The sequence below is a fragment of the Roseivirga misakiensis genome (assembly GCF_001747105.1).
Taxonomy (GTDB): domain Bacteria; phylum Bacteroidota; class Bacteroidia; order Cytophagales; family Cyclobacteriaceae; genus Roseivirga; species Roseivirga misakiensis.
The window spans coordinates 2,169,536-2,194,095 of record NZ_MDGQ01000005.1; the positions used below are offsets into that span (position 1 = coordinate 2,169,536).

Annotated in this window: 22 protein-coding genes; 12 read left to right on the plus strand and 10 right to left on the minus strand. The window is 40.6% G+C overall.

Annotated features, from left to right (window positions below; translation table 11 throughout):
• Nucleotides 1-24 precede the first annotated feature (24 nt).
• The 6 genes from trpD to BFP71_RS17080 all read right to left on the minus strand — a co-directional run bounded on the left by trpD (nucleotide 25) and on the right by BFP71_RS17080 (nucleotide 6,323).
• Nucleotides 25-1,014, minus strand: coding sequence for an anthranilate phosphoribosyltransferase (gene trpD, locus BFP71_RS17055; protein WP_069836629.1), 990 nt, complete (start codon nucleotides 1,012-1,014; stop codon nucleotides 25-27).
• A gap of 22 nt (nucleotides 1,015-1,036) precedes the next feature.
• The gene (locus BFP71_RS17060; RefSeq protein WP_069836630.1) at nucleotides 1,037-1,612 is read right to left on the minus strand and encodes an anthranilate synthase component II; all 576 of its coding nucleotides are present in this window, start codon (nucleotides 1,610-1,612) and stop codon (nucleotides 1,037-1,039) included.
• 23 nt (nucleotides 1,613-1,635) lie between these two features.
• Nucleotides 1,636-3,042 (minus strand): anthranilate synthase component I family protein, encoded by a 1,407-nt coding sequence (locus BFP71_RS17065; RefSeq protein ID WP_069836631.1) that lies wholly within the window; start codon nucleotides 3,040-3,042, stop codon nucleotides 1,636-1,638.
• 257 nt (nucleotides 3,043-3,299) lie between these two features.
• The gene (locus BFP71_RS17070; RefSeq protein ID WP_069836632.1) at nucleotides 3,300-4,022 is read right to left on the minus strand and encodes a hypothetical protein; all 723 of its coding nucleotides are present in this window, start codon (nucleotides 4,020-4,022) and stop codon (nucleotides 3,300-3,302) included.
• A gap of 68 nt (nucleotides 4,023-4,090) precedes the next feature.
• A complete protein-coding gene (locus BFP71_RS17075; RefSeq protein WP_069836633.1) occupies nucleotides 4,091-5,053 on the minus strand; it encodes an endonuclease/exonuclease/phosphatase family protein in 963 nt (320 codons plus the stop codon).
• On the minus strand, nucleotides 5,043-6,323 hold the full coding sequence (locus tag BFP71_RS17080; RefSeq protein ID WP_069836634.1) for an NRAMP family divalent metal transporter: 1,281 nt from the start codon (nucleotides 6,321-6,323) through the stop codon (nucleotides 5,043-5,045). Before BFP71_RS17080 ends, BFP71_RS17075 begins: the two co-directional genes overlap by 11 nt.
• Between BFP71_RS17080 and BFP71_RS17085 the strand changes: the two genes are divergently transcribed.
• The 6 genes from BFP71_RS17085 to BFP71_RS17110 all read left to right on the plus strand — a co-directional run bounded on the left by BFP71_RS17085 (nucleotide 6,322) and on the right by BFP71_RS17110 (nucleotide 10,885).
• On the plus strand, nucleotides 6,322-7,524 hold the full coding sequence (locus tag BFP71_RS17085; RefSeq protein WP_222843496.1) for a D-alanine--D-alanine ligase family protein: 1,203 nt from the start codon (nucleotides 6,322-6,324) through the stop codon (nucleotides 7,522-7,524). The two genes, BFP71_RS17080 and BFP71_RS17085, sit on opposite strands and share 2 nt — an antisense overlap.
• Before the next feature lie 92 nt (nucleotides 7,525-7,616).
• A complete protein-coding gene (locus BFP71_RS17090; RefSeq protein WP_069836635.1) occupies nucleotides 7,617-8,030 on the plus strand; it encodes a hypothetical protein in 414 nt (137 codons plus the stop codon).
• A 97-nt stretch (nucleotides 8,031-8,127) separates the two neighbouring features.
• A complete protein-coding gene (locus BFP71_RS17095) occupies nucleotides 8,128-8,538 on the plus strand; it encodes a nuclear transport factor 2 family protein (protein WP_069836636.1) in 411 nt (136 codons plus the stop codon).
• 4 nt (nucleotides 8,539-8,542) lie between these two features.
• Nucleotides 8,543-9,298, plus strand: coding sequence for a 5-oxoprolinase subunit PxpA (locus BFP71_RS17100; RefSeq protein WP_069836637.1), 756 nt, complete (start codon nucleotides 8,543-8,545; stop codon nucleotides 9,296-9,298).
• A complete protein-coding gene (gene pxpB, locus BFP71_RS17105; protein WP_069836638.1) occupies nucleotides 9,298-10,011 on the plus strand; it encodes a 5-oxoprolinase subunit PxpB in 714 nt (237 codons plus the stop codon). Before BFP71_RS17100 ends, pxpB begins: the two co-directional genes overlap by 1 nt.
• Nucleotides 9,971-10,885 carry a 5-oxoprolinase subunit C family protein gene (locus BFP71_RS17110; RefSeq protein ID WP_176723379.1) on the plus strand — a complete coding sequence of 305 codons (915 nt, stop codon included), beginning with the start codon at nucleotides 9,971-9,973 and terminating at the stop codon, nucleotides 10,883-10,885. The genes pxpB and BFP71_RS17110 overlap by 41 nt, the downstream gene beginning before the upstream one ends.
• Before the next feature lie 73 nt (nucleotides 10,886-10,958).
• On the opposite strand, the gene BFP71_RS17115 is transcribed toward BFP71_RS17110, so the two are convergent.
• Complete coding sequence (locus tag BFP71_RS17115) at nucleotides 10,959-11,306, minus strand: hypothetical protein (protein ID WP_069836640.1); 348 nt, start codon at nucleotides 11,304-11,306, stop codon at nucleotides 10,959-10,961.
• 359 nt (nucleotides 11,307-11,665) lie between these two features.
• On the opposite strand from BFP71_RS17115, the gene BFP71_RS17120 reads away from it, so the two are divergent.
• The 4 genes from BFP71_RS17120 to BFP71_RS17135 all read left to right on the plus strand — a co-directional run bounded on the left by BFP71_RS17120 (nucleotide 11,666) and on the right by BFP71_RS17135 (nucleotide 16,934).
• Nucleotides 11,666-12,871 (plus strand): S-adenosylmethionine:tRNA ribosyltransferase-isomerase, encoded by a 1,206-nt coding sequence (locus tag BFP71_RS17120; protein WP_069836641.1) that lies wholly within the window; start codon nucleotides 11,666-11,668, stop codon nucleotides 12,869-12,871.
• Nucleotides 12,872-12,896: 25 nt separating this feature from the next.
• Entirely contained in the window at nucleotides 12,897-14,048 is a 1,152-nt protein-coding gene (locus BFP71_RS17125) for a mechanosensitive ion channel family protein (protein ID WP_088125094.1), read from the plus strand.
• 83 nt (nucleotides 14,049-14,131) lie between these two features.
• Nucleotides 14,132-15,472 (plus strand): Trk system potassium transporter TrkA, encoded by a 1,341-nt coding sequence (gene trkA / locus BFP71_RS17130; protein ID WP_069836642.1) that lies wholly within the window; start codon nucleotides 14,132-14,134, stop codon nucleotides 15,470-15,472.
• Nucleotides 15,473-15,479: 7 nt separating this feature from the next.
• The gene (locus tag BFP71_RS17135) at nucleotides 15,480-16,934 is read left to right on the plus strand and encodes a TrkH family potassium uptake protein (protein WP_069836643.1); all 1,455 of its coding nucleotides are present in this window, start codon (nucleotides 15,480-15,482) and stop codon (nucleotides 16,932-16,934) included.
• On the opposite strand, the gene BFP71_RS17140 is transcribed toward BFP71_RS17135, so the two are convergent.
• Entirely contained in the window at nucleotides 16,935-17,162 is a 228-nt protein-coding gene (locus BFP71_RS17140) for a heavy-metal-associated domain-containing protein (RefSeq protein ID WP_069836644.1), read from the minus strand.
• Nucleotides 17,163-17,258: 96 nt separating this feature from the next.
• Between BFP71_RS17140 and BFP71_RS17145 the strand changes: the two genes are divergently transcribed.
• Nucleotides 17,259-18,482, plus strand: a complete 1,224-nt coding sequence (locus BFP71_RS17145; protein ID WP_069836645.1) for a DEAD/DEAH box helicase — start codon at nucleotides 17,259-17,261, stop codon at nucleotides 18,480-18,482.
• A 71-nt stretch (nucleotides 18,483-18,553) separates the two neighbouring features.
• Here the strand turns inward: BFP71_RS17145 and BFP71_RS17150 are convergent, their stop codons facing one another.
• Together BFP71_RS17150 and BFP71_RS17155 are read right to left on the minus strand one after the other, a co-directional pair.
• On the minus strand, nucleotides 18,554-21,289 hold the full coding sequence (locus BFP71_RS17150; RefSeq protein ID WP_088125095.1) for an ABC transporter permease: 2,736 nt from the start codon (nucleotides 21,287-21,289) through the stop codon (nucleotides 18,554-18,556).
• Nucleotides 21,273-21,602 carry a PadR family transcriptional regulator gene (locus BFP71_RS17155; protein WP_069836646.1) on the minus strand — a complete coding sequence of 110 codons (330 nt, stop codon included), beginning with the start codon at nucleotides 21,600-21,602 and terminating at the stop codon, nucleotides 21,273-21,275. Before BFP71_RS17155 ends, BFP71_RS17150 begins: the two co-directional genes overlap by 17 nt.
• Nucleotides 21,603-21,893: 291 nt before the next feature.
• Here BFP71_RS17155 and BFP71_RS17160 point away from each other — a divergent pair, with 291 nt between their 5' ends.
• Nucleotides 21,894-24,362, plus strand: a complete 2,469-nt coding sequence (locus tag BFP71_RS17160) for an ABC transporter permease (RefSeq protein WP_069836647.1) — start codon at nucleotides 21,894-21,896, stop codon at nucleotides 24,360-24,362.
• Nucleotides 24,363-24,560 lie beyond the last annotated feature (198 nt).

Here is a 24,560-nt window from a genome sequence, read left to right on the forward strand (position 1 = left end):
GCATTTATGCCTTTTACCGATGCTTTAATTCAGTTCTAATATTTTCTTAAATGTTTTAAGTGCCTTTCTACCCATTAGGGATTCTTGCGCCATACCTAAGGCTTCGTTTGTAGAAACTCCCTTTCCACACTCTATAGCCATAGCAGCGTTGGCGATAACCACGTTATTCTGTGCTTCGGTTCCTTCACCTTTCAATATTGTTTCAAATATTTGAGCAGATTCCGCCACACTTTCTCCTCCAAATATTTGCTCTTGTTGGATTTCAGGGAATCCCAAATCTTGAGGGCTCACAATTGCCTCTTTGCCATTAGTAATCTTCTTGAAGCCTCCAGTTAGTGATATTTCATCGTAACCATCCAGTGCGTGAAGAATAACAAAATTTTTATCCGTTTTCTGATAGAGATAGCCATAAAGCCTCGCTAATTCCAGACTAAATACCCCAACTAACTGCTTTTTGGGAAATGATGGATTCACCATAGGTCCTAACATATTGAAAAAGGTTTTCACACCTAAATCTCTACGAATCGGTGCGACATTTTTCATTGCGGGATGGAAAAGAGGGGCATGTAAAAAGCAGAGACCACATTCATCAAGGCTCTTTTTCAATTTACCCACGTCATTGGTGAACTCATATCCAAAATGTGCCATCAGATTGGACGAACCCGAAACTGAAGAAACACCATTATTACCATGCTTAGCTACATTTTGCCCTGCGCCAGCCACAATGAATGATGAAAGTGTTGAGATATTAAAAGTGTTTTTCCCATCTCCTCCCGTACCACAAAGGTCTATAGCATCGTATTCGGGGATATCCACTGGAACACACAATTCAAGCATGGCATCTCGAAAGCCTTCAAGTTCTTCTACCGTAATACTTCTCATTAAATAAACGGTCAAAAAAGCTGCTACTTGACTTTGGTTGTATGCGCCTTGTGCCAAATTCTTGAGAATCTCCTTTGCAGAGGCTTTATCCAGCGATTTATATTCAAAAAGTTGATTTAATACTTCTTTCATAATGTTCTTAATTAGGAATCAACTAACTATCCTCCAACCAATTACTTAATAGTTTGTGACCATACTCGGTCATAATTGACTCAGGGTGAAACTGTACCCCTTTTACATCATATTCTTTATGACTGATCGCCATAATCTCCCCTTGTTCATCAACTGCCGTAACTTCAATTTCACTTCCCAACTGGTTTTTATCGACGTTCCAGCTATGATAATGGCATATTTCATAAGATGCTGGAATATCCTTAAAGAGTCGTTCACTTGGATTTGAAACATGAACCTTACTGGAAACGCCATGCAAGACCTCTCCCATATTGAACAGCTTAGCACCATATATTTCGGCGATACCTTGATGCCCGAGACAGACCCCCAGAATACTTTTTTCAGGTCCGTATCGACGAATTAAGTCTAACATAACTCCTGCTTCCTCAGGAATACCTGGCCCTGGCGACAGCAAAATCTTATCGTAAGCCGCTACTTCATCCAACGTAATCTGATCGTTACGGAAGATTTCCATTCGATCTCCATAACCCAACTCCTTCAAGTAATGAACCAAATTGTAGGTAAATGAATCGTAATTATCGAGTACTAATATTTTCATTATCAATGTTGATCAAATACTCGTTATCGGATTTCTTTTGCTAATTCTATGGCTTTTCGCAAGGCGGCTAACTTGTTATTCACCTCCTGAAGCTCAGACTTTCGGTCAGACTTAGCGACTATTCCAGCACCTGCTTGAAAATATAGGCTGTTGTCTTTGCTCAAAAATGACCTAATCATAATGGCGTGGTTGAAGTCTCCATTAAAGCCCATAAAACCAATAGCTCCTCCATAAAATCCTCGGCGTGTCTCCTCATATTCGTTAATGAGTTGCATGGCTCGAACTTTAGGAGCACCACTCAAAGTTCCCGCAGGAAAAGTCCCCGAGACCATTTTAGTTTCCTCCACTTCATCACTCAAAGCGCCTATCACTTTAGAGACAAGGTGGATCACATGTGAGAAGTATTGTACTTCTTTATAAGTATCAACCTCTACGTTAGAACCAGCTCTGCTGAGGTCATTTCTTGCTAGATCGACCAGCATGACGTGCTCAGCGTTTTCTTTCGGATCTTCCAGAAGTTTTTTGGCCAACTCGGCATCCGCCTCGTCATTTCCGGTTCTCCTGAATGTACCTGCTATTGGGTGAATCGTTGCTTTTCTATCTTTTATGATCAATTGAGCCTCTGGTGAGGATCCGAAGATTTTATAGCTTCCGTAGTCGAAATAGAATAAATAAGGCGAAGGATTTATAGAACGAAGTGCACGGTAAACGTTGAACTCATCACCCGAGAAACTATCTTGAAATCTTCTAGAAAGCACTATTTGAAACACATCTCCCCTTAGACAGTGAGAAATTCCCTTGTCGATCATTTCCAAAAACTGATCGTCATTGTAATTGGAAGTTTCCTGTTGTGCTGGGGTAAATTCGTATGAAGGATAATTCTTGTTATAAACTAAGTTTTCAATCGCTTCTAGTCCCTTTTCTTTGGTACCCGCTGGAGAGTGCTCGAAAATGTAAAGCTCATTTTTAAAATGGTCTATCGCGATTACGTATCGGTAAACATGATATAGTACGTCAGGAATATTATACTCATCTACCTTTCCTTTAGGGACCGGTATGTTCTCGAAATACTGAACCGCATCGAAACCGATGTATCCAAAAAGGCCGTTATTGATAAATTTGAACGGATTTTCGCTGGCTTCGAAAGATTTTACGAATGCATCAAGCTTTTCCATTACGGCATCACCAGAAACCTCACCTTCCGTTAATTGATTCGGTAATTGCTGTTTAAATTGACCGTTTTTCACTTCGAAACTCGCCAAAGGATCACAGCAGATATAAGAAAAACTGTCATCCGCTCCGTGATAATCAGAACTTTCCAGCAGAAGCGGATTTTCAAACTTATCCCTAAGCTTTAAGTAAATGCTAACTGGCGTCACTGTATCGGCCAGTAGCTTCTTGTATTTAGTATGTAGTTTGACCTTCGTCATTTTTAATATTTTATGGCCATAAAACGAAAAAAGCCTGCATGAACTGCAGGCTTTTAATTTTTATATTTTGAATAGCACCTAGCTCACGTTATCGGATTTCCGTTACGTGCCACCACCAAGCGTTATTTCTGTTTGTCATTTTCATTATGCTTCAAATGTAAAAAAGGAAAATTTGAATGCAAATCTAATTCTGAATATTTGGTAAAAAAGATGACAAATGGTGAGATCTCTTCAGCACATTCCAACAGACCAATCATTTATCTTTGAGCAGCTAATGACTCGTCTTTCATGACATTATAGGTTTGTATATACCGAGCGAATTCTTTAAACTTTGGTTTACCCTTTACTGTCTTGAAAATTTCAGGCTGGTCGGAGAAAATATCGACAAAGGCTTTTTTGAAAGAAGCTTTTCGCACAATTCTAGGTTTTGAATCACCCTGAACGACCAAAAGTGTTCTTTCCTCACCACCTACCACGTGTACTCCGCCTATACTGATCGGCATGGATTTAGACCCATTTCTATGGTCATAAACTTTAATAAATTCATCAAATCCAGGGTTTAGTAATTGTAGTAAAGCGATCTTATTCTTCCTTCTCGGCATGCTTTGAGCATCGTAATAAATCCAATCTCTATCTAAAATATTATTATGATCAGTTGTGATAATATGGCGTATGGATGTTGCTTTTTCTGACACCGTTATACTTTTGGTGAAGGCATCTGGTCTAATCGCAAATCTTACGACGTCCTCAGCCTTAAATTTATGAATCTGACCAGATTCATCTCTAATTCGTAGCCTCGTAATAAAACCCCTGGATTCTGTTGCCGCGCGTAACGTACCAAAGACTTCTTCTCCATCGGCAGTAATTACATAGCACTCCCTATCGCTGATAAAGGTGGTGAATGGTTCGGCAAATTCTTGAGCGATGACCGCGCTCAAGCTTAAAAACATTAGTGTGATTGATAATTTGAGTTTTTGCATAACATATTGGTTTCCCCTCTCTAGACAATCTTTATGCCAAAATAGAAGCCATTAAATCAAGCGGATCGCTATTGATCTGCTCTTAACCTGACTAAAACGGGTCTATGATCGGATACGCTAGTAAAGTAATTTGGTACACAGTGATCTAGTGAAATCACTTCAGTGGAAATTTCATTATCAAAGAGCTCATCGGTTACTAAAACATTGTCGATCTGACTTGGAAATGAGGGATATGACCAACCTGAACTTGGCCCTTCGGCTACTGGCATGGTGGTAAACCTGTAATGCTGTGGATCATCTAAGAATACCTGAAAAACGTTATCAGTGTCAATAATATCGTCATTATAGTCTCCTAACATAAGGACTTCTTCGTTTGCCAGGTTATTATCAATATATCCTTTTAAAAGATCGGAGGCTGCTCTCCTTCTGTCTTGAGAGCCATTACAACATTTAAGATGAATATTAATCAAGTTGATACTAAGGCCGTTCGTGTGATTGGCTTTTAACAGATAAGGTCTACGGAATGCTGTAAAAGCATTATTATTTTCATCTGTTGATCCTTCGAAAAGGTTGAAAGGGGTCCCTTCTACGGTAACCTCGCTATCTTTGTACAAATAACCAAGCATCAGATTACTCCCATTCACTTGAGTGATCGTTCCAGACCAACCTTGTAGTTTTGATACCAAACTATTGAAAACAGTTACTGATGTAATCTCTTGAAGGGAAATTACGTCCACGTCATAAATTTCAATCACTTCTTCCACTATGTTGGCCGTTATGCTGGACTTCGGGTACTGCTGTATATTCCAAGTGAGAATATCAAAGGTTTCGTTGGATACTGCTACCGGGCAGTTATCGAGTGATAATGGCTGTGGCTCTGGATCTTGGTCTGGAGCATCAGTATCATCGTTTCCTCCACAAGCTACAAGAAAAAGTGAAAAGCTTATGAATAATAAAATTGGCTTTAGTTTGATCGATCTGCACGTGAATTGTAAATCCAGTGCCTGGATTCTGAACGATTTAAACTTCATTTTTCTCCCTACTAATTTTATAAATCCCAAATAATAAAGTTGCCCCTGCTGAAACAAGAATGATAATTTGAATACTTCCTTCAAAAGAAAATTGTTTACCTAAAGCAGCAAATACTGCTTTAAAAACGTTAATGAAGCCGAGCATGGCTGTGACAAATACTGTAATACCCATGAGTACATTCAAAATTAGGCCGTTGGCATCATCTCTCATGGTTGTCGCATTATTCACCATTTGCCAAAGCAAAAAAGCCAACAAAGGCAGGATAAATCCATTAGCTGCTTGAGCTAGAATAATTACCGGGATCGGCTTAATACCACTTACGCCGAATACTAAACCAGTGGCTAAAACAAGTATCCAAATGCGTTGAAACTTCCATTGATTCGTTTCGGATGCATTCTTCTTGGCACTATTAATCGTAATAGCGCCAGCCAAAGCTGCGGTTATACTCGACGTAAAACCCGCCGCGAAAAGTCCAATGGCAAATACGACACCCATAAATTTACCATGATCGGCTGTGAGTTGATTATAAAGGTTATCGAAACCAAACTCTCCCACTATTGCTATGCCCACCACTAAAACGGCCATAGAAATAATGCCTCCTAGGATTATTGAGGGTATCATACCTGATCGCATTTCCTTTATGCTTTGCCCTTTAGCGAGTCCTGATCCAAGGAATATGTTGTAGGGCACTATGGTGGTGCCGACTAAACCCAAAGTAAGCAAGGCATTATTAGCATTTATTTTAGGTATAAAAAGACCTGTTAGGAATTCACTGGCGTCAATTTTTACGGTAAACGCCGCATATAAAAATGCCAGCCCCATGACGGCGACTACTATGCCCATAGCATTAGCAACTGAGCTGATCTTTCCTGTAAAAAGCACTGCTCCTGCCACCCCCACAATGATTAGTGTAAAAGCCCACTTGGGTATGCCTGTCACAATTAAGGCCAAACCTGATATTGCTCCTAAAATATTCCCCGCCTCATATGCGGCACAACCCAAGAAAACAGCAATTGCAATGAACCAAACCAATCCATTTGACTTATAGCGTTTTTGAATCGCTACGCCTAAACCATCGCCCGAAACTATAGCAACCCTAGCTGCCGCCTCTTGTAGCACTGCGCAAGCCAATGTAGAAAAGAGAAGAGCCCAAAGCAGCTGATATTGATAACTAGCACCTGCCGAAGCTGCAGCTGTCACTGTACCAGGACCAATGAAAGCTGCGGCAATGACCAACCAGAAAATAAAATTCCAGAATTTCGATTTCATGCTGGAAGATACAAATTCTAGGACATCACCCCCGCCAGAACCAATCGATCGGCTACAAGGGAATTTTAAAATTTATGTAAGCCTGATGTATGAAAATTCCCATCAGTTAGCGTTCTTCATTTATAGAAATAACCCGACTATGTCTAAGCTGAATCTAGCCGTTGTTTACGGTGGTAAATCAACAGAACACGAAATATCGATTCTATCGACAAAGAGCATTTTAAAGTATCTGGACCAATCCAGATACAACATCTCTTTGGTGTACATAGACATTAATGGACACTGGTTCTTAAAAACCGACATAGCGGATGAAGCGAACCAACCAGTGACCATGGTACCCTCCCCTGAAGGAGCACAGTTGATAGATTTATCTTCTGGAAATAACTTGACTCGGGTTGATGTCGCTTTTCCTGTTCTTCATGGCTTATTTGGTGAGGACGGGACTATTCAAGGCTTCTTTAAAATGGTCAATGTCCCTTTTGTTGGCTGTGGTGTAATGGCATCTTCGGCGTGTATGGATAAGGACATGACCAAAAGGGTTTTAAGGGATTGCGGCATTGGAATAGCTCCATATATGATTGCTACTCCAGACCACAAACCTACTTTCCAAGACTTGGAAAAGCAATTGGGCATGCCCATTTTCATTAAACCCGCCAATCTCGGCTCTTCCGTTGGTGTATTCAAAGTATCGACTGAGGCCGAATACAAACTCAAAATTGAAGAAGCGTTAGGCTACGATCACAAAGTTTTAATAGAAACCACCATTGTCGGGAAAGAAGTAGAGTGCGCTGTTTTAGGAAATGATAAACCCAAAGCTTCTCTCCCCGGTGAAGTGGTTATGGAAACGGAGTTCTATGATTTCGAATCAAAATATGTGGATAAAGATGCATCCTCTACCCTGATTCCAGCCGACATCAGTCAAGTACAAATCGATTTAATCCGAGAGACGGCTGTAAAAGCATATTCAGCCATGGGTTGTGAAGGACTGGCGCGCGTAGACTTTTTTGTTACCGAAAAGGAAGAGGTTCTGATCAATGAAATCAATACCATTCCAGGTTTTACTAACATTAGTATGTATCCAAAGATGTGGGAAGCGACTGGTATTCCTTACTCAGAACTATTAGATATTCTAATTGAGTTGGGTATTGAGCGCTTCAAACAGGAACAAGAGCTTCGCATACATGCAAAAGCTGTGGAATAGACCAAGAGCCATTTCCGCCTATTATAACCATCGGCTAAACACCATTCCAACCTTTTTTGTATTCAGTCACTCTAATAGAGCAAATGACATTTATGAAAAAGTTTGTTTACCTGTTGTTAGGTTGTTTCCTTTTGCTCGGCTGTAATGAAACCGATGATTCTCCCATAAACAATTTGAAAACGTGTTCGGCTAATCAGGCATGTACAGAAATCTTTGTCTCCCTAACTTTCACACCACGCGGCCTAAACGGGCAGACGATTTCTCTGGATAGTTTCTACACACAAAATCTTGACAACGGAAACACTTACAGCATTCAGAATTCCCTTTTAGATCAAGAAGATACTTACACGGTAGTGACAGATAATGAGCTTACAGAAATCAATATGAATGGCACCAACCTGAGGTTCTTCGGTTTAATAGGAAACCAAATCGTAGTACAACAAGATTTTGTAGTGGGTCATGATTGTTGCCATGTTACGTCTATCAGTGGTCCATTTAACGAATAGCTAGACTCCAAAACTGCATTTAGGACTGATCCTAAAACAACGTACCTCAATAGTCTATCATTTTTCTTAGATTCAACCTAGAAACAATAGGTTGACAATGAAAAGACTTCTTCTTCCTTTAATAGTCATGTGCTTTTGTGTTGGGTTAAACGCCCAAGATTCAAAGGCAGCTGTCAAACTTGTCGAAAATCAGTTGACGGCTTACAACAACAAGGACATCGATAAATTTCTGATCAACTATAGTGATTCAGTAAAAATATACAATCACCCAAACCAGTTGGTCATGTCAGGCATAGATGAAATGCGCAAGACTTACGGTCCAATGTTTGCCAATTCACCTGACCTTTACTGTACTGTAAAAAATCGCGTGGTTTTGGGTAATACGGTTATCGACCTAGAACATGTCATCTTTAGTAAAGACCGACCTGCAACAGAAGTTTTTGCCCTCTTTAAAATCAGGAATGGAAAGATTCAAGAGGTCTTTTTTATAGAACCAGACAAAGAATAAGGCTATGCGCTCTGTGGATATTAATTGCGATATGGGCGAAAGCTTCGGCAATTTTAAAATTGGTAATGACGAAGCTGTTTTCCCACATATTACCTCGTGTAATATAGCCTGTGGCATGCACGCGGGTGACCCTTATCATATTGAAAAAACCATCAATATGGCCTTAGAACATAATGTTCAGATTGGGGCGCATCCCGGATACCCAGATTTGCAAGGGTTTGGCAGGCGTGTGCTTCCGATAGCGAAAGCGGAACTTTCATCCTATATAAAATACCAGATTTCAGCGCTGCAAGGCATGGTAAAAAGTGCAGGCGGAAAACTTGCTTATGTAAAACCACATGGAGCACTTTACAATGAGATTGCTAAAAATGAAACCGTCGCCAGAACTGTCTATTCTGCCATAGAAAGTATAGATCCAAATTTGAAGATTATGGGATTGGCAGGTAGTCATGTTCAGCAAATCCTTGATGAAATGGGTCTCGATTATATTCCAGAAGCATTTGCCGATCGATATTATGAGGTTGATGGAAAACTAAGGTCTAGAACTCTCCCCAACGCGGTTATTCAAGACCCAGAAGTAGCGGCTAGTCAAGTGTTATCCATTACTGTTAACAATCAGACTTTGAGTTCGGGTGGTCAAGAAGTGGCATTGAAAGCAAGAAGCTTTTGCATACATGGAGACAATCCCGCTGCCGTGAACATTCTAACGGCTATAGATAAGAAGCTTAGTGCTTCTAATATTCAGAAAAAAGCTTTTTGATGCGGGTTGACCCTTTTGGTGATAGTGCCCTAATCGTAACCTTTGATCGAGAAATATCAATAGAGGTCAACCAAAGAGTCATTGCCCTGTACCAAAAACTTAAAAGTAATCCGACCTTTAATTTTCTAATTCCAGCTTATAACTCCCTCACACTTGGACTATCTTCTAATGCCACCTCGTTTGAAGAGGCATCAGCCTTAATCCATCAGAATTATTCCGAATTAGCTGATCAGGATCAACTCATTACGTCATCAAAAACATTTGTGATTCCTGTCTGCTATGCGCCTGATTTCAGCTTAGATATGGATGAGGTAGTTCTTCACACGAAAATTAGTCAGGAAGAAATCATCGAATACCACACGAGTCAGGTTTATCATGTATACATGCTCGGTTTCGTGGCGGGGTTCGCTTATATGGGAAGTTTACCAAAGGCACTCGATTGTCCGCGCAAGACTACACCAAGGTTAAAGGTGCCGAAAGGTGCCGTTGGACTGGCTGGTTTGCAAACGGGTATTTATCCTGCTATGGCACCGGGTGGTTGGCAAATCATCGGTAATACACCGATAGAAATGTTTAACCCAGAGAATAATCCGGCTAGTGTCCTGCAGCCAGGAGATTCAGTTAAGTTTCGTGCTATAGGGAAGGAAGAATACCGATTTATTCAATTGAAAATTGAGACAGACATTTTCGAAATGGAGATTGCGCATGTCTGATCCCGTTTTAGTTCATATTAAAAAGTCGGGAGTACACACTTCCATTCAAGATAACGGACGTTTGGGGGTACAAGATCAAGGAATTCCAATTGGTGGAGCACTGGATAAAAGCGCTATGCATTTAGCCAACGAGCTTGTCGGTAATGCTAAAGATTGTCCTGTATTGGAAATGGCACTGGCAGGTCCTACCCTAGAATTTGAAGGTATTTGCCAAATAGCTATTACCGGTGCTAACATGTCTCCTACGATCAATGGTAATTTGGTAGATAATTTCCGTACACTCAATGTAAAAAAGGGTGATGTATTATCGTTTGGTCAAGCTATTGAAGGTTGCCGAGCCTATTTAAGTATCGGGGGTGAGTGGAAAACACCAGTATGGTTAAATAGCCAAAGTGCTGTTCCCGATATCATGAAATCCTCAAATCTACCTTCTCAACTTCAAGAGGGAGACTCTATTTCGGTAATTAGAAAAACACCACAAGAGCCAAAAGTAACAGCGGTTTCGAAACGGCCAGCCTTCTCATCAACTTACGTAGTTCGCGTAGTAACAGGCCCTGAATTTGGCCTATTTACGCTAGATATCATTGAAGAGTTTTTTGAAAAAATGTTTACGATTGGGCCTGAATCTAACAGAATGGGATACCGGCTTAAAGAATCATTGAAGGGCTATGAAGCAAAACGCGAGGAATTATCATCTGGAATTGTAAATGGTACCATCCAGATTACAAATGCCGGTAAGCCGATCATTCTGATGGCCGATGCGCAAACGACCGGCGGATACCCACGGATTGCTAATGTAATTTCTGATGACATCGACTTGGTGGCGCAAATGAAACCAGGCGATGAAATCAAGTTTATGCTGGTTAGTTATTAAGGTCTATAAAATAGAAAAGGCGATTTCCGTTCGAAATCGCCTTATTCAACCTTAAACTAAAACTACTAACTAATTAATTATTTAATTGGTAATATTTAGTACCCGAAAGCTCAGTGAGTAAGTCTGCTTGTCTCAAAACTTGAAGCTGTTCTTCTCCAAGTTCTGATCTCAACCCATCCACGATAAGTTCATCACGCTCATCGTAAACTTTAACATATTCCTGAGATTCGAATACTTCTTCTTCAATGTCGTCGAAATACTCATCCACAAACTCATCTACATATTCAGTGTAGTGATTGTCTGCGAGAGCATCGTATTCTGGTAAGTTTGCAACTGTATTTGTCTTAGTAGAGGTAAGAATTGTTCCTGCTAAGAGTAGCGCGAAGAGCGCTGAGATATTTCTTTTACTAACGTTTTTCATTGTTGTTGTGATATTTTGAGTTCTGCCTTAAGACAGAAAAATTTGACCTAAAAATTGACCGTTGTTTTTGACCTGTAAACTGTTTTCCAATCGCTGTGCCAAAAAATACAACTCACTGTTTTACAGATAGTTAAATCTTTATCCGATTTTTAAGAATTATAGACCATGTTCATTTTCGTGCATAAAAGCGGACACATTTTCGAAAAAGTAGGGTCGAAAAAAGTTGCATGGAAATTGAAAAAAATGCCAAACGGTCGCAGAGAGGGATGAAATTCAGCTTACTCGCAGTAATAGACAGCATTAAATAACGATTGTTACCGTTCGACTTTCCAATATCGAAGTTAATTTTACCGGTAGATATGAAATTGCCAGATTCTCCAGACCTAGATCTAATCAATTACGAGCTCCCCGATCACAAAATCGCCAAACGTCCGTTGGCCAAAAGATCAGATGCCAAACTACTTGCTTATCGGCAAGGGAACATCTCCGATAACTCTTTTGAAGAAATCGAAGACTTCCTAGATAGAAAAACCACGCTTTGCTTTAACAACACCAAAGTGATTCCGGCCAGACTTTATTTTCACAAAGAAACCGGTGCTCAAATAGAGATATTCTTGCTCAACCCAATTACCCCCAGTACCATCATGAGTTCGGTAATGGAAGAAACAAAGCGAGTTTCTTGGCAATGCATGATCGGGAATTTTAAGCGCTGGAAAGAAGACCAAACACTAATTAGCAAACTGTCTTGTAACGGTGATACCATTCACCTAAAAGCAACAATTATTGATAGAGATGAAAAGCATATCGCTTTTGAATGGGATAATTCCGATTACTCTTTCGCTGAAATAGTAGAACTGGCAGGAGAAGTACCACTACCCCCATACCTAAATAGAGCCCCTGAGGCAGAGGATAAACCAAGATATCAGACAGTTTACTCTGAAGAAGAGGGTGCTGTGGCTGCCCCGACGGCTGGTTTGCACTTTACAGCGGATATTTTAAAAAACTTAAAGGATAAAGGCATCACAGAGTCTTTTTTGACTCTTCATGTAAGTGCAGGTACGTTTCAGCCCATCAAAGTGAGCGACGCGAGGGAACACCCGATGCACTCAGAACAAGTAGAGATAACCAAAGAAACGGTCGATCAAATCATAGCGGCCGAACAAGTCGTTGCCGTTGGTACTACCTCCATGAGGTCCTTAGAGAGTCTTTATTGGTTTGGGGTAAGATTGATTAATGGAAATGACGCCTTTGCTATTGACAAGCTTGAAATTTATCAGGAAGCATCGTCGCTACCTTCAAGAAAATTGGCATTTGAAACGATCGCTGAGTGGATGGATCGTCAAAATTTGGTTCGAATTCATGGTACAACGGAAATCTTTATCATGCCTGGTTACAAGTTTAAGGTGTGTGACGGTTTAATCACCAACTTCCATCAGCCGGGAAGCACCTTACTCCTATTAATTGCCGCTTTTATCGGCGAGGATTGGCAAAAAGTTTATGATCACGCCTTAAAAAACAATTATCGTTTTTTAAGCTATGGAGACTCGTCCATTTTGCTGCCTTAATCTTAAAAGATAACTATATTGGCATATGGAGATTTATGATCTACTGATCAATTTCATCAACAGTAATGTCCCTATTCTAGGAGAACCAATCCAAATTGGTGACTCCCTGAGTTTTACGGCTACAGAGGTCATTATTCCATTCGTATTCTTAATTCTCATTAATGTCTTTGGTAACATTGTCAGAGCCACGCTCATCAATCGTATTTTACCAAGGTATGTGGAAGATCGCAAGACTGTATTGTCGATCGGCAATACTACGAAATATATAATACTAGCGATTGGACTCGTACTTCTGCTTACCGCGATCGGCTTGGGTGCAGACTCTGATCTGAACATCGCTTTGACAAAAGACAAAGAGGGCGTACCTACATTACGAGTTTTTGACGTTATCCGACTGATCATTTTCCTGAGTCTTTTAGTCTTCTTTTCTGGAAAGCTCAAGTCGATTTTTGTGAAACAAATACTATCAAAGTATTCTGAAGATATCGGCGTTAGTCAGTCAATCGGAACTATTATCCAATACTTCTTCATCGTTTTAGGTGCTTTTATAATCATCCAAGGTTCAGGGATTAACTTAGGTTCTCTCAACGTGCTAGCTGGTGCGCTAGGAGTTGGTATTGGATTTGGCCTCCAGAATATTGCCAATAACTTTATATCAGGTCTTATTATCCTTTTTGAAAGACCCGTTAAAGTCGGTGATCGCATCGAAGTTGGAAATGTAGCTGGCGATATTGTCAAAATTTCGTCTAGAGCCACGATGGTCAACACCAACGATAACATTTCCATCATTATACCTAACTCCGACCTGATCAATAAGCAAGTCATTAACTGGAGTCACAATGACAGAAGGGTAAGAGTACACGTGCCTTTAGGAGTTTCTTACAATGAAGACCCTGCTAAAATCAAGGAAATATTACTTGAGATCGCAAATGAGCACAATGATATTTTGAAGCGGCCGAAACCCGAAGTTCTATTTATAGGTTATGGCGATAGTTCTATCGATTTTGACTTACTGATCTGGACCAGCTCTTATATAAATAGGCCTATTGTATTAAAGAGTCAGTTGTATTATATGATTTTTGAGAAGTTCAAAGAGCACAACATAGAAATACCTTTCCCTCAACGTGACCTTCATATTAGGTCAGGTAATATTAGCGGAGATTCCAATAAAGCGTAATCGTTTGCCAAGGAAACCCAATCCAAAAACCAGAATTAATATATAATTCTTCCTAAATTGCCGCACTTTACAAGAGACATTACATGAGAGTCATTATAGCAGGGGTTGGAAATGTGGGGTTTCATTTAGCCAAACTACTCTGTCAAGAAGGGCAAGACATTGTACTAATTGATAGAGCCGCGGACAAGCTAAAGCAAGCTGGAAATTCTGTTGACGCAAGTACCATTAAAGGTACCTCTACTTCATATAATATATTAGAAGAAGCGGGTGTAGCTAATGCCGATCTGCTCATAGCAGTTACTTCTTCGGAAGAAACTAACATTGCTACTGCCATTATCGCCAAGCATTTAGGGGCGAAAAGAACTATTGCCCGTATTTCTAATACGGAGTTCATTTACCAAAAAGACAAGCTAAACCTTAAGCATTTAGGCATTGATGATGTTATTTCTCCTGAATCATTAGCAGCAAAGGAGATTAAAAGACTCCTAAAAGAGGTAGCTGTTACCGATAGCTTTGAGTTCGAGAAAGGATTGCTACAACTGATCGGTGTCAACATCGACGAGGGTAGCCCGCTGAAGGGAAAATCTATGCTAGAAGTAGCTAAGATCAACCCAGATCAGACCTTTATGACAGTGGCCATCCTTAGAAATAATGAAACAATTATTCCTTATGGTGATACCCGCTTCGAGCAAAACGATCATGCCTACTTTATTGCCCAACCGGAAGGTGTTGAAAAGCTTCTTTTCCTAAGCGGTAAAAAGAAAGAGGGTGTTAGAAGTATTATGATATTAGGAGGCTCTCGTGTAGGATTCCACGCTGCTAAAGTGCTCAGCACCAGATATAATGTGAAACTTATTGAGCGTAATGCTCAAAAGTGTTTCGAACTTGCTGATCAATTACCAGATGCCATGGTCATTAATGGTGACGGTAGAAACGTAGAATTGCTCGAAGAGGAGAGCATCAATGAAATGGATGCCTTTATTGCCGTAACTGGTGACTCCGAAACGAACATCATTTCCTGTTTGGTAGCCAAAAAGATGGGGGTAAAGAAAACCATCGCTATGGTTGAAAACATGGATTATATCCATTTATCTCAGAGTATTGGCGTTGATACGATGATCAACAAAAAGCTCATAGCGGCTAACTTTATCTTTAGACACATCCGCCAAGGCGAGATTGTTTCCATAGCCAGTATACATGGTGTAGATGCCGAAATTCTAGAGTTTGAAGTTCAAGAAACGTCAAAAATCACACAACAAGAATTGCGCAACCTCCAATTCCCTAAATCTGCCATAATTGGTGGTGTTATTAGGGATGGCAAAGGATTAACCACTCCAGGAAATTTCACTTTTTTACCCAAGGATCGCGTTGTAGTACTCGCTAAGCACGAGTGCATCAAAAAGGTCGAAGATTACTTCATATAGTTATCAAATGAGGTTCAATATTAAAGTCATTGCCGATTTACTAGGAATCATCCTGCTGATCAATGGTGGCTTTATGGCACTTTGTATTCCCGTTTCTGTCTATTATAAGGAGTCAGACTGGCTAGCTATCCTCATTGCGAGTTTAATTACAATTGGTTCAGGCTTCTTATTACGATTAGTCAAGCGAAAAAACCAAAACAAAGAGCTCAAGAAGAAGGACGGATACATTATTGTCACCGCGGGTTGGGTGGTTTTATCACTTTTTGGGGCCCTACCCTATGTGATTAGTGGCGCCATTCCGAGCTTTGGTAATGCCTTCTTTGAAACTATGTCGGGTTATACGACCACTGGTGCTTCCATCCTGACAGACATCGAAATTGTACCTAAGGGCATTTTATTTTGGCGAAGTCTTACCCAATGGATTGGTGGTATGGGTATGATTGTACTAGCATTGGCCATTCTCCCCTTTTTAGGCATTGGCGGTATGCAGTTGTTCGCTGCTGAAGCTCCAGGTATCACCCCTGATAAACTGCAACCTAGAATTCAAGAAACGGCGAAAAGACTTTGGTTCCTCTATGTGGGACTTACGCTGGCCGAAGCCGTGGCACTTTATGTCGCGGGAATGGGCGCTTTCGATGCGATCAACCATTCATTGACTACCATGGCTACAGGTGGCTTTTCTACCACAAATGATAGTATGCAGCTAGATTCACCCGTGATTCAGTACATCGTCATATTCTTCATGTTCTTGGCAGGAACCAGTTTTACACTTACTTACTTCGCGCTAAAGCGAAACTTCAAAAAGGTCTTTAAAAATGAGGAGTTTATCGTTTATACCTCCTTCATCGTGGTTATTACCATTGTAGTAACCGTTGCTTTATTATTTGTTCAAGATCAACCACTCGAAACATCGTTTAGAGAAGCACTTTTCCAAGTTGTTTCCTTAGTAACTACCACGGGGTTTGTATCGGCTGATTACACCGCTTGGGCACCTTTCTTATCGGTACTTTTCTTTATCCTACTCTTTGTGGGGGGCTCAGCAGGGTCTACAGCGGGAGGTGTTAAAGTTATCAGGCATGTCGTTTTATTCAAGAACTCATTTCTGGAGTTAAAACGACAATTGCACCCATCGGCAGTTATGCCAGTTAGAATTAGTGGCAAAGCCATGGATCAAGGTATTGTTTACAACGTCCTTGCCTTCATCATGATTTATATATTGGTGTTCTTAGTTGGTGTGGTGCTTTTATCGGCCATGAACGTAGAGTTTGACACGGCTTTTGGTGCGGTAGCCACTTCTTTGGGTAATGTAGGCCCTGGAATTGGAGAAGTTGGTCCAGTAGATAACTTTTCAGCGATGCCAATGGCTGGCAAATGGTTGTTATCTACCTTAATGCTATTGGGTAGACTAGAGTTGTTTACCGTATTGATGCTGCTTTCCCCGCACTTCTGGAGAAAAAGATAGTCAGAAAGAAAAGAGTCCTTTGCGCTCTTTGATCTCGAAACCAGCTGATTGAACCAAGGAAATCACTTCATTTTTATCTAGTTCGGCGCCCTCAACAGTCAAAATTTTATGCTTGGAATCGGTATCCACTGACCAAGTTTTTACCGACTTTGCGTCATCTAAAAAAGGAGTAACTGTAGAGATACATCCGCCACAATTGATATTCGTTTTAAAAGTCGCTTTCTTCATTTTCGTTCACTTATCTTGTTGCCACGCTCGATCTTAGTATATTTCCATGTGCATACTTAAGCACAATACATATCATATCACAATATAGTTCAAGCTTTGACCTTTTCAGAACTCAATTTACACGAAGACGTGCTTTCCGGTTTAGACGCCATGGGCTTCAAAAACCCAACACCAATCCAACAGGCAGCCATTCCACTAATTATCGACAATAAGGACATTATTGGCTGTGCACAAACTGGCACAGGAAAAACCGCCGCCTTCCTCTTACCATTAATGCATAAAATTGCCGAAAGTGGCGCATCAGACGAGCATATCAATACAATGATCATTTGTCCGACACGTGAATTGGCAGTTCAAATTGATCAGCAGCTTGAAGGCCTGAGCTATTTTAGTGGCATTACGTCCTTGCCAGTTTATGGTGGTGGTGATGGCGCAGGTTTCACGCGCGAAAAAAACGCGCTGGCCAAAGGGACTCATATCGTGATCGGTACGCCAGGTAAGTTAATCTCGCACCTAAACCTTGGTTATGTAAAAGTAGACCAACTAAAACATCTCGTACTCGATGAGGCCGATCGAATGTTGGACATGGGGTTTCATGAGGATATCATGAAAATCATTACCCACTTACCTAAAGAACGACAGAACCTGCTTTTCTCCGCGACTATGGCCCCAAAAATCCGAAAGATGGCCAAGGAGATTTTAAAGGACCCTGAGGAAATCAATATCTCTATATCTAAACCTTCTGAGAAGATCACTCAAGTAGCTTTCCTAACCTATGATGCGCAAAAAATAGACTTAGTAAAACACTTGTTGCGATACGGAGATATCCCAAGCCTCATTGTATTTACCTCACGTAAGTCCAAAGTGCGCGAAATTACGCGAGCACTTCAAAAAGAGGGCTTTGAAGCAAAAGGTATTTCTAGTGATCTGGAGCAAACCGAAAGAGAAAACATACTCCGAGAATTTAAGAACAAGTTATTGCCGATCATCGTGGCAACAGATGTTATCTCAAGAGGAATTGATGTCGACAATATCGACATGATCATAAATTATGACGTGCCCAATGACGCGGCTGACTACGTGCATAGAATAGGCAGAACAGCTCGTGCTTCCTCTGAAGGTGAAGCGGTGACTTTCATCAATGAAGACGACCAGGAAAACTTCCAGAAAATCGAGGACCTAATCGAAGCGGTGGTGAGGAAAGTTCCTATGCCTGCCTCTATCGGCGAGGGCCCAGAATACAATCCTAAAAAATTTGCAGGCCGCGGTCGTGGTAAGAAATCATATGGCGGCAAAAGACGAAATTTCAAGAAAAGGTAAAACAAAAAAATCGGCTTTTCGGATCACCAATGACACAAAAAGCCGATTTTCAATTACTTAAAACACCCCCTTTATTCGTATCGAAGAGAATCGACAGGGTTCAAACGCGCTGACTTTATTGTCTGATAACTTATCGTCAATACAGCGACTCCAAGGACGGCCACAAGCGCGATTACGAAAATAAATGGATCGAGCGTAGTCCGATACTCAAATCCTTGTAACCATCGATCCATCGCGAAGTATATTATCGGCCAAGAAATGATATTAGCTACGAATATGAGGATGACAAACTCCTTTGAGAGCATATAAAAGACACTCTTTACGGAAGCTCCTAACACTTTCCTTACTCCTATTTCTTTCGTCTTTTGCATGGCCATAAAGGCGGAAAGTCCAAATAAGCCCAAACAGCCAATTACAATCGCTAAGACTGAAAATACCGAGAACATAGACTGAAACTGCTGTTCTGATTCGTATTGATTATTAAAAAACTCGTCTAAAAAGAAGTAATCAAATGGGTTTGCAGCATAGACCCTATTCCATTGCTCTTCTATAACACCTAATGCTTCCGGAATAGCATTCGCCTCCACTTTAATCAGGAAGTACTCAGACCATTGCGGGTCTAACAGCAAAATCGAAGGGGCGGCCTTAACTCGAAGGGATTCATGGTTATAATCTTCAACAACCCCCACTACAATACCTGCTTGACCAAAATTCTCTAAGACGATCGTCTGATTAATGATGTCTTCGGGGTTCTGATACCCTAAAAGTTCTGCCCCTGCCCTTGTTAAAATCACAGCAGTATCGGCATCACTTGGGAATTCACGCGAGAAATTTCTACCTGCGACTATCTCCATTCCTAAAGTTTCGATCAAACCGTAGTCTCCTCCCATTAAATCCATAGGTCGAGCGTCGGTCGATATTTGATTGTAAGTTCTCACATCACCTTTAAATCTTAATTTCTTCCCAGGGACCATGCCACTTGTAGAAACAGATTTAATATTGGCGTTTGCTCTGAGCTCTTCTTGGAATGTGTTTATCTGTCTGGTTATACCTCCTGGTGTAGTATCCGCAATTGCTGCTCTTTCCACCACAATCGTCTGTTCTAAATCAAAACCAAGATCGGCACTTTGCATATAATTCATTTGCTTATATACCGTCAAGGTCCCAATAATCAGTGCGGCCGAAGTTGCAAACTGAAATACAACTAACCCTTTCCTTAAAAAGACACCAGTACCAGAATTTCTAAATTTACCTTTAAGCGTACTTACAGGTTTGAAAGAAGACAGAACCAAAGCTGGATAAAAACCTGAAACCATAGACCCAATCAAAAAGACTACAGCCAGTGCGGCCCAAATCAATTGATTTTCCCAGATCACAACCGACCTGGGGATACCACTAATTTGATAGAAAGCTGGCAAAACGAGTAGTACGATTCCGAGAGCCAGCACCACCGCCAATAAATTAACGACCACCGACTCGAAGAGAAACTGCCTGATTAATTGCCCTCTTAGTGAACCTAATACCTTACGGATGCCAACTTCTCTAGCGCGATCTAAAGAGCGTGATGTGGCTAAGTTTACGTAATTAACCCAAGCGATAACAATGATGAAAACCGCTATGATTGATAAAAATGTAACCGGTTCGGAATCTCCATTTAACTCTGCTTCATCCGATAATTTAGAATCTAAGTGAATTCTATTCAGTGGTTGCAAATGCATGATATGTTGCGCATTCTGCTCTGCTAACCGTGGCATGTTTTTATCCACCATGGCTGGAAGCTTCGCCGAAAGGGCTTTTATATCGGTATTGGGTTGAACTTTCACATAGGAGTAGAAATCTTTTCTCACCCAACCAGTCTTATATCTTGTCAAAGCGCCGTCCCACCGTCCATAGATTGTAGGCGTAGAAATAAGCACATCATACTTCAGATGTGTATTGGCCGGCAAATCCTTAAAAACACCAGTTATCACACAATTTTCATTGTTTCTATCGTCGTCTCGAAGTCGCAAGCGTTTACCAACCGCTGGTTCATTACCAAAGTACTTCTTCGCTGTACTTTCAGAAATAACCATAGTATAGGGCTCCATCAAAGCCTTTTCCGCATCACCATCTATCATGTCTACATCGAAAAATGATAGAAAGGTTGGGCTGGCGTACAGGAACTTTTTGTGTTTTAGTTTTATAGGTTGTAACTGACCCTCCTCGTATGTAATCACAATGTTGTTTTTGGCACCCATATTATAGGCATGAGCCCATTCAATTACCTCTGGATAGTCGTTGACCATACTTTCGGCAACTGGGGGATAATTTTCGGCACTGTGATAAACGAACTCGCCGTTTACTTGGAGCTCAAGGCTCACACGATACATATTTTCCGCACCATCGATATGATTTTCATAGCTCCTTTCAAAGCTGACGTAATGGAATATCAAAAGAGCACCAGCTATACCGATCGCTAGACCTGAGATATTAATAAAGGAGTAAACCCTATTTTTCAGAAGGGCTCTGAGCGTGATTTTTAAATAGTTTGAGAACATAACATTGTTATTTATCCTTCCTCCCTGATAGTGAGGTTGGTTTTGACCTGATTTTAACTTTTCAATTAATAAATAGCCTCTGAACGACCGAATTACTGTCCAGAGGTAAAGACGCTTAGCTTTAGATAGGCCTATACGCTCAATATTGAGCATAAATTCCTCATCCAAATCGCCTACAATCTCTTCCTTCCATCGATCGGGACAGAAAAGATTGAGTATCCATTTTGCCAATTTTGGTGGCTTATTCACATTATTACTGTTGTAATACATAGCTTGGTATGGCGTTCCAAATACCTTCTCTTAAAGACTTCGCCTCCTTTAAATTCTTAACACCATAAGGTGTTATAAAAAAAATACGCTTGCGCTTTCCACCCCTAACCTTGGTCGCCTCTCCTAGCTTTGAGCTGAGAAAGCCCTTTTTCTCCAACCGATATAGTGTAGCGTGAATCGCACTTAAGTTTATAGTTCGGTTAGTTCTTTTCTCGACTTCTTGTTTGACTGAAATACCGTAGCCAGATTCTTCCAGCATGGCCACAGTTAGCAGCACCACCTCTTCGAACTCACCCAGATATGTACCTTTCATTTCTATATTTTATTATTATGCAAATAATATAGATGCAAACTAGGTACTTTTTTAAACTTCTCCTTATTCAACAAGAAAAAAATCACCGCTTATCTGTAAGACTTACTTACAGTGAAGACTGCATTTTATAGAAAACGTTACCCCGGATGACATTCTTTTACATGTTTTTCGGTATCCGTTCAAGTTTAAAACCTTCCGTAGAGCCAGAAATTTATCACTCTCCTCATTTTCCAATGAACCTCTGAACATATTCTGCGGACATTTAGACTGCAACAACTCAAATAGCAATCCATGAAAAACTTCACGCTCGCCCTGAGGGTTTTACTGAAAAATAAGTTCTACTCTCTCCTCAATATCCTCGGCCTAGCTGTCGGTTTGGCTGTCGCCATTATAATTTTTCTTTATGTAGAAAGTGACATGAGCTTCGATAAACAGCACGACAATCATGCACAGATTTTTAGAGTCGAGTCGAATTTTATCGTAGGAGAAAAAGAAGACAAATTCGCGTTTGTCTCTCAGTTCTTACCAAAAGCTTTAAAGGCTGACTACCCCGAAATTGAGAATTACGTCAGATTCAGGTCAGCCGGAAAATTACTGATAGACTTAGACGGTCGTAAATTTTATGAAAACAACGTCTTTTATGCTGATTCTTCGACCTTTACGATGTTCGACTATGAGTTGATTCAGGGTGACCCAGAAACCGTTCTAGATGAGCCAAACACCGTGGTCCTGTCTCAGAGCTTAGCACAAAAATATTTCAATAGCCAAGATGTAATCGGCAACACGATCAAAACACCGACTGGACAATTCAAGGTTTCTGGGATCATGGCAGACCTGCCTGAAAATGTCCATATGACCTTCGATGCCCTATTATCCTATGAATCTTTACAGACCAATAAGGAGTTATTAAAACTACAGGAGCAGCAAGGCGGCCTTTGGAGCCCAACCGATTTTGCTTACTTACTTTTCCCAAAGAATTACGATACAGAAACTCTTCAGGCCAAATTCCCCGAGTTTTACGAAAAGCATATGGCGCCAATCGCCAAACTCATCAATTACAAAGGGGTATTTGAAATTGATTTAACGAACATAGCGGATACGCACTTTAATCCTACTCCGCCACAATTTGATTATCCGACGGGTAATAGAACTTATACTTACGCATTTACAGCAATCGGCATTTTTATATTGCTTTTAGCAAGTATCAATTATATGAACTTAGCCTCTGCCCGCTCCACGAGTAGATCTAAAGAAGTGGGGATCAGAAAAGTGATGGGGTCGACCAAAGGTGCTTTAGTTACCCAATTCCTTAGCGAATCAATAATCATTGCCTTAGTCTCAATGATTTTTGCCTTCGGATTAGTAGCGCTTTTAGTAAACGGGATCGGTATTGGTGACTTAATGGGTAAAACACTCATTTTCAATCCTTTCAGCAATCTCACCATGACGATCGGTACGCTACTAGTAACCATTATTATTGGAGTGCTTTCTGGACTCTACCCCGCTTTTTATCTATCGGCAATAGCACCAGTCAGAGCGCTTAAAGGAGTAAATAAAAGTGGTCCGAAAAGTATGAATATGCGCAAAGTATTGGTCGCCTTTCAGTTTTTCATATCTATCGCGGTGATTATCTCTACGCTGTTGATGAAGGATCAAATTGAGTTTTTAAACAACAAAGATTTAGGCTTTAATAAGGACAATGTGGTGATTATTAACACTCAAGACACCGCCATGAGCAATCGTGTTGAGTTTGTCAAAGCTGAGTTGAAACAGAACCCAGGTGTTATTAATGTTTCGGATGCCATTATTGTTGGTGGAGATACCAATTTAGGAAATAACCTCTTGGGCGCGTCAAAATCCTTAATTCGTGCGCAAGCTGCAGACTCCAGCATTATTGATGCGACATTTCCTGTGCTTTTTGTTGGCGACGACTATGCAGAAACCATGGAAATAGATTTTGTTGAAGGTAGAGATTTTGACAAAGATCAACCTTCTGACAGAACTAGAGGGGTGTTGGTAAATGAAGCCATGGTTAAAAATATGGGCTGGGATACCGCCATTGGGAAAGAGTTAGGTCTACCTATTCCTGGTGTTCAACCAAGCAAAGTGATCGGTGTAGTGAAGGATTTCAATGCATTTTCATTGCATACCAGCGTAGAACCGATGGTTATCTTTCACTACGATTTCAATCCATTTTTGAAGGCTCAAGGCGGCCTGCCTTCTTTCCTGATACATGTAAGAGGCAACTCTATCAAAGAAAGCATGGAGTTTTTAGAGCAGAAATTCTTGGAATTAGACCCAAGTCATCCGTTTGAGTATCGTTTTCTAGATAGCAGAGCGGAAGAGTTGTATAAAGAGGATGCCAGACAAAGTAAATTATCGGGTCTTCTATCCTATATCTGCATATTTATATCGTGTCTTGGACTGCTGGGATTGGCTTCTTACAGTACTTCGCAGCGCATAAAAGAAATTGGTGTGCGAAAAGTATTAGGCGCCTCTGTCTTCCAGCTTGTTTATATGATTTTTAAAGACATTTTGGTGCTGATCGTGGTCGGATTTATTATTTCAGTTCCAGTAGCCTACTATGTTATTGAGCAATGGCTGCAGGAATTTGCTTATCAAATGCCACTCGTTCAAACACTCATTCTGTCGGCTGTATTATCTGGTTTATTGTCAATCTTGGTGTCTTTTATTACGGTGAGTTATCATTCCTTGAAAGCGGCAAGCCAAAATCCGATTCGAGCATTGCGTTATGAATAGGATTAAAATTACTTAGACTTAGAGGTCATCGGGTTATGCCGATGACCTCTTACTTTTTAAGTTGTACGAATTCGTTCATAATCAAGTGCGATTCCGCACAAAGTCAATTTCAATTGTCAAATTGAATAATTTTAATTCATTGATTAACAGATAGTTAAGTCGTAAAATACATTTTGGTATGCTTAGTGCTAAAAGTTG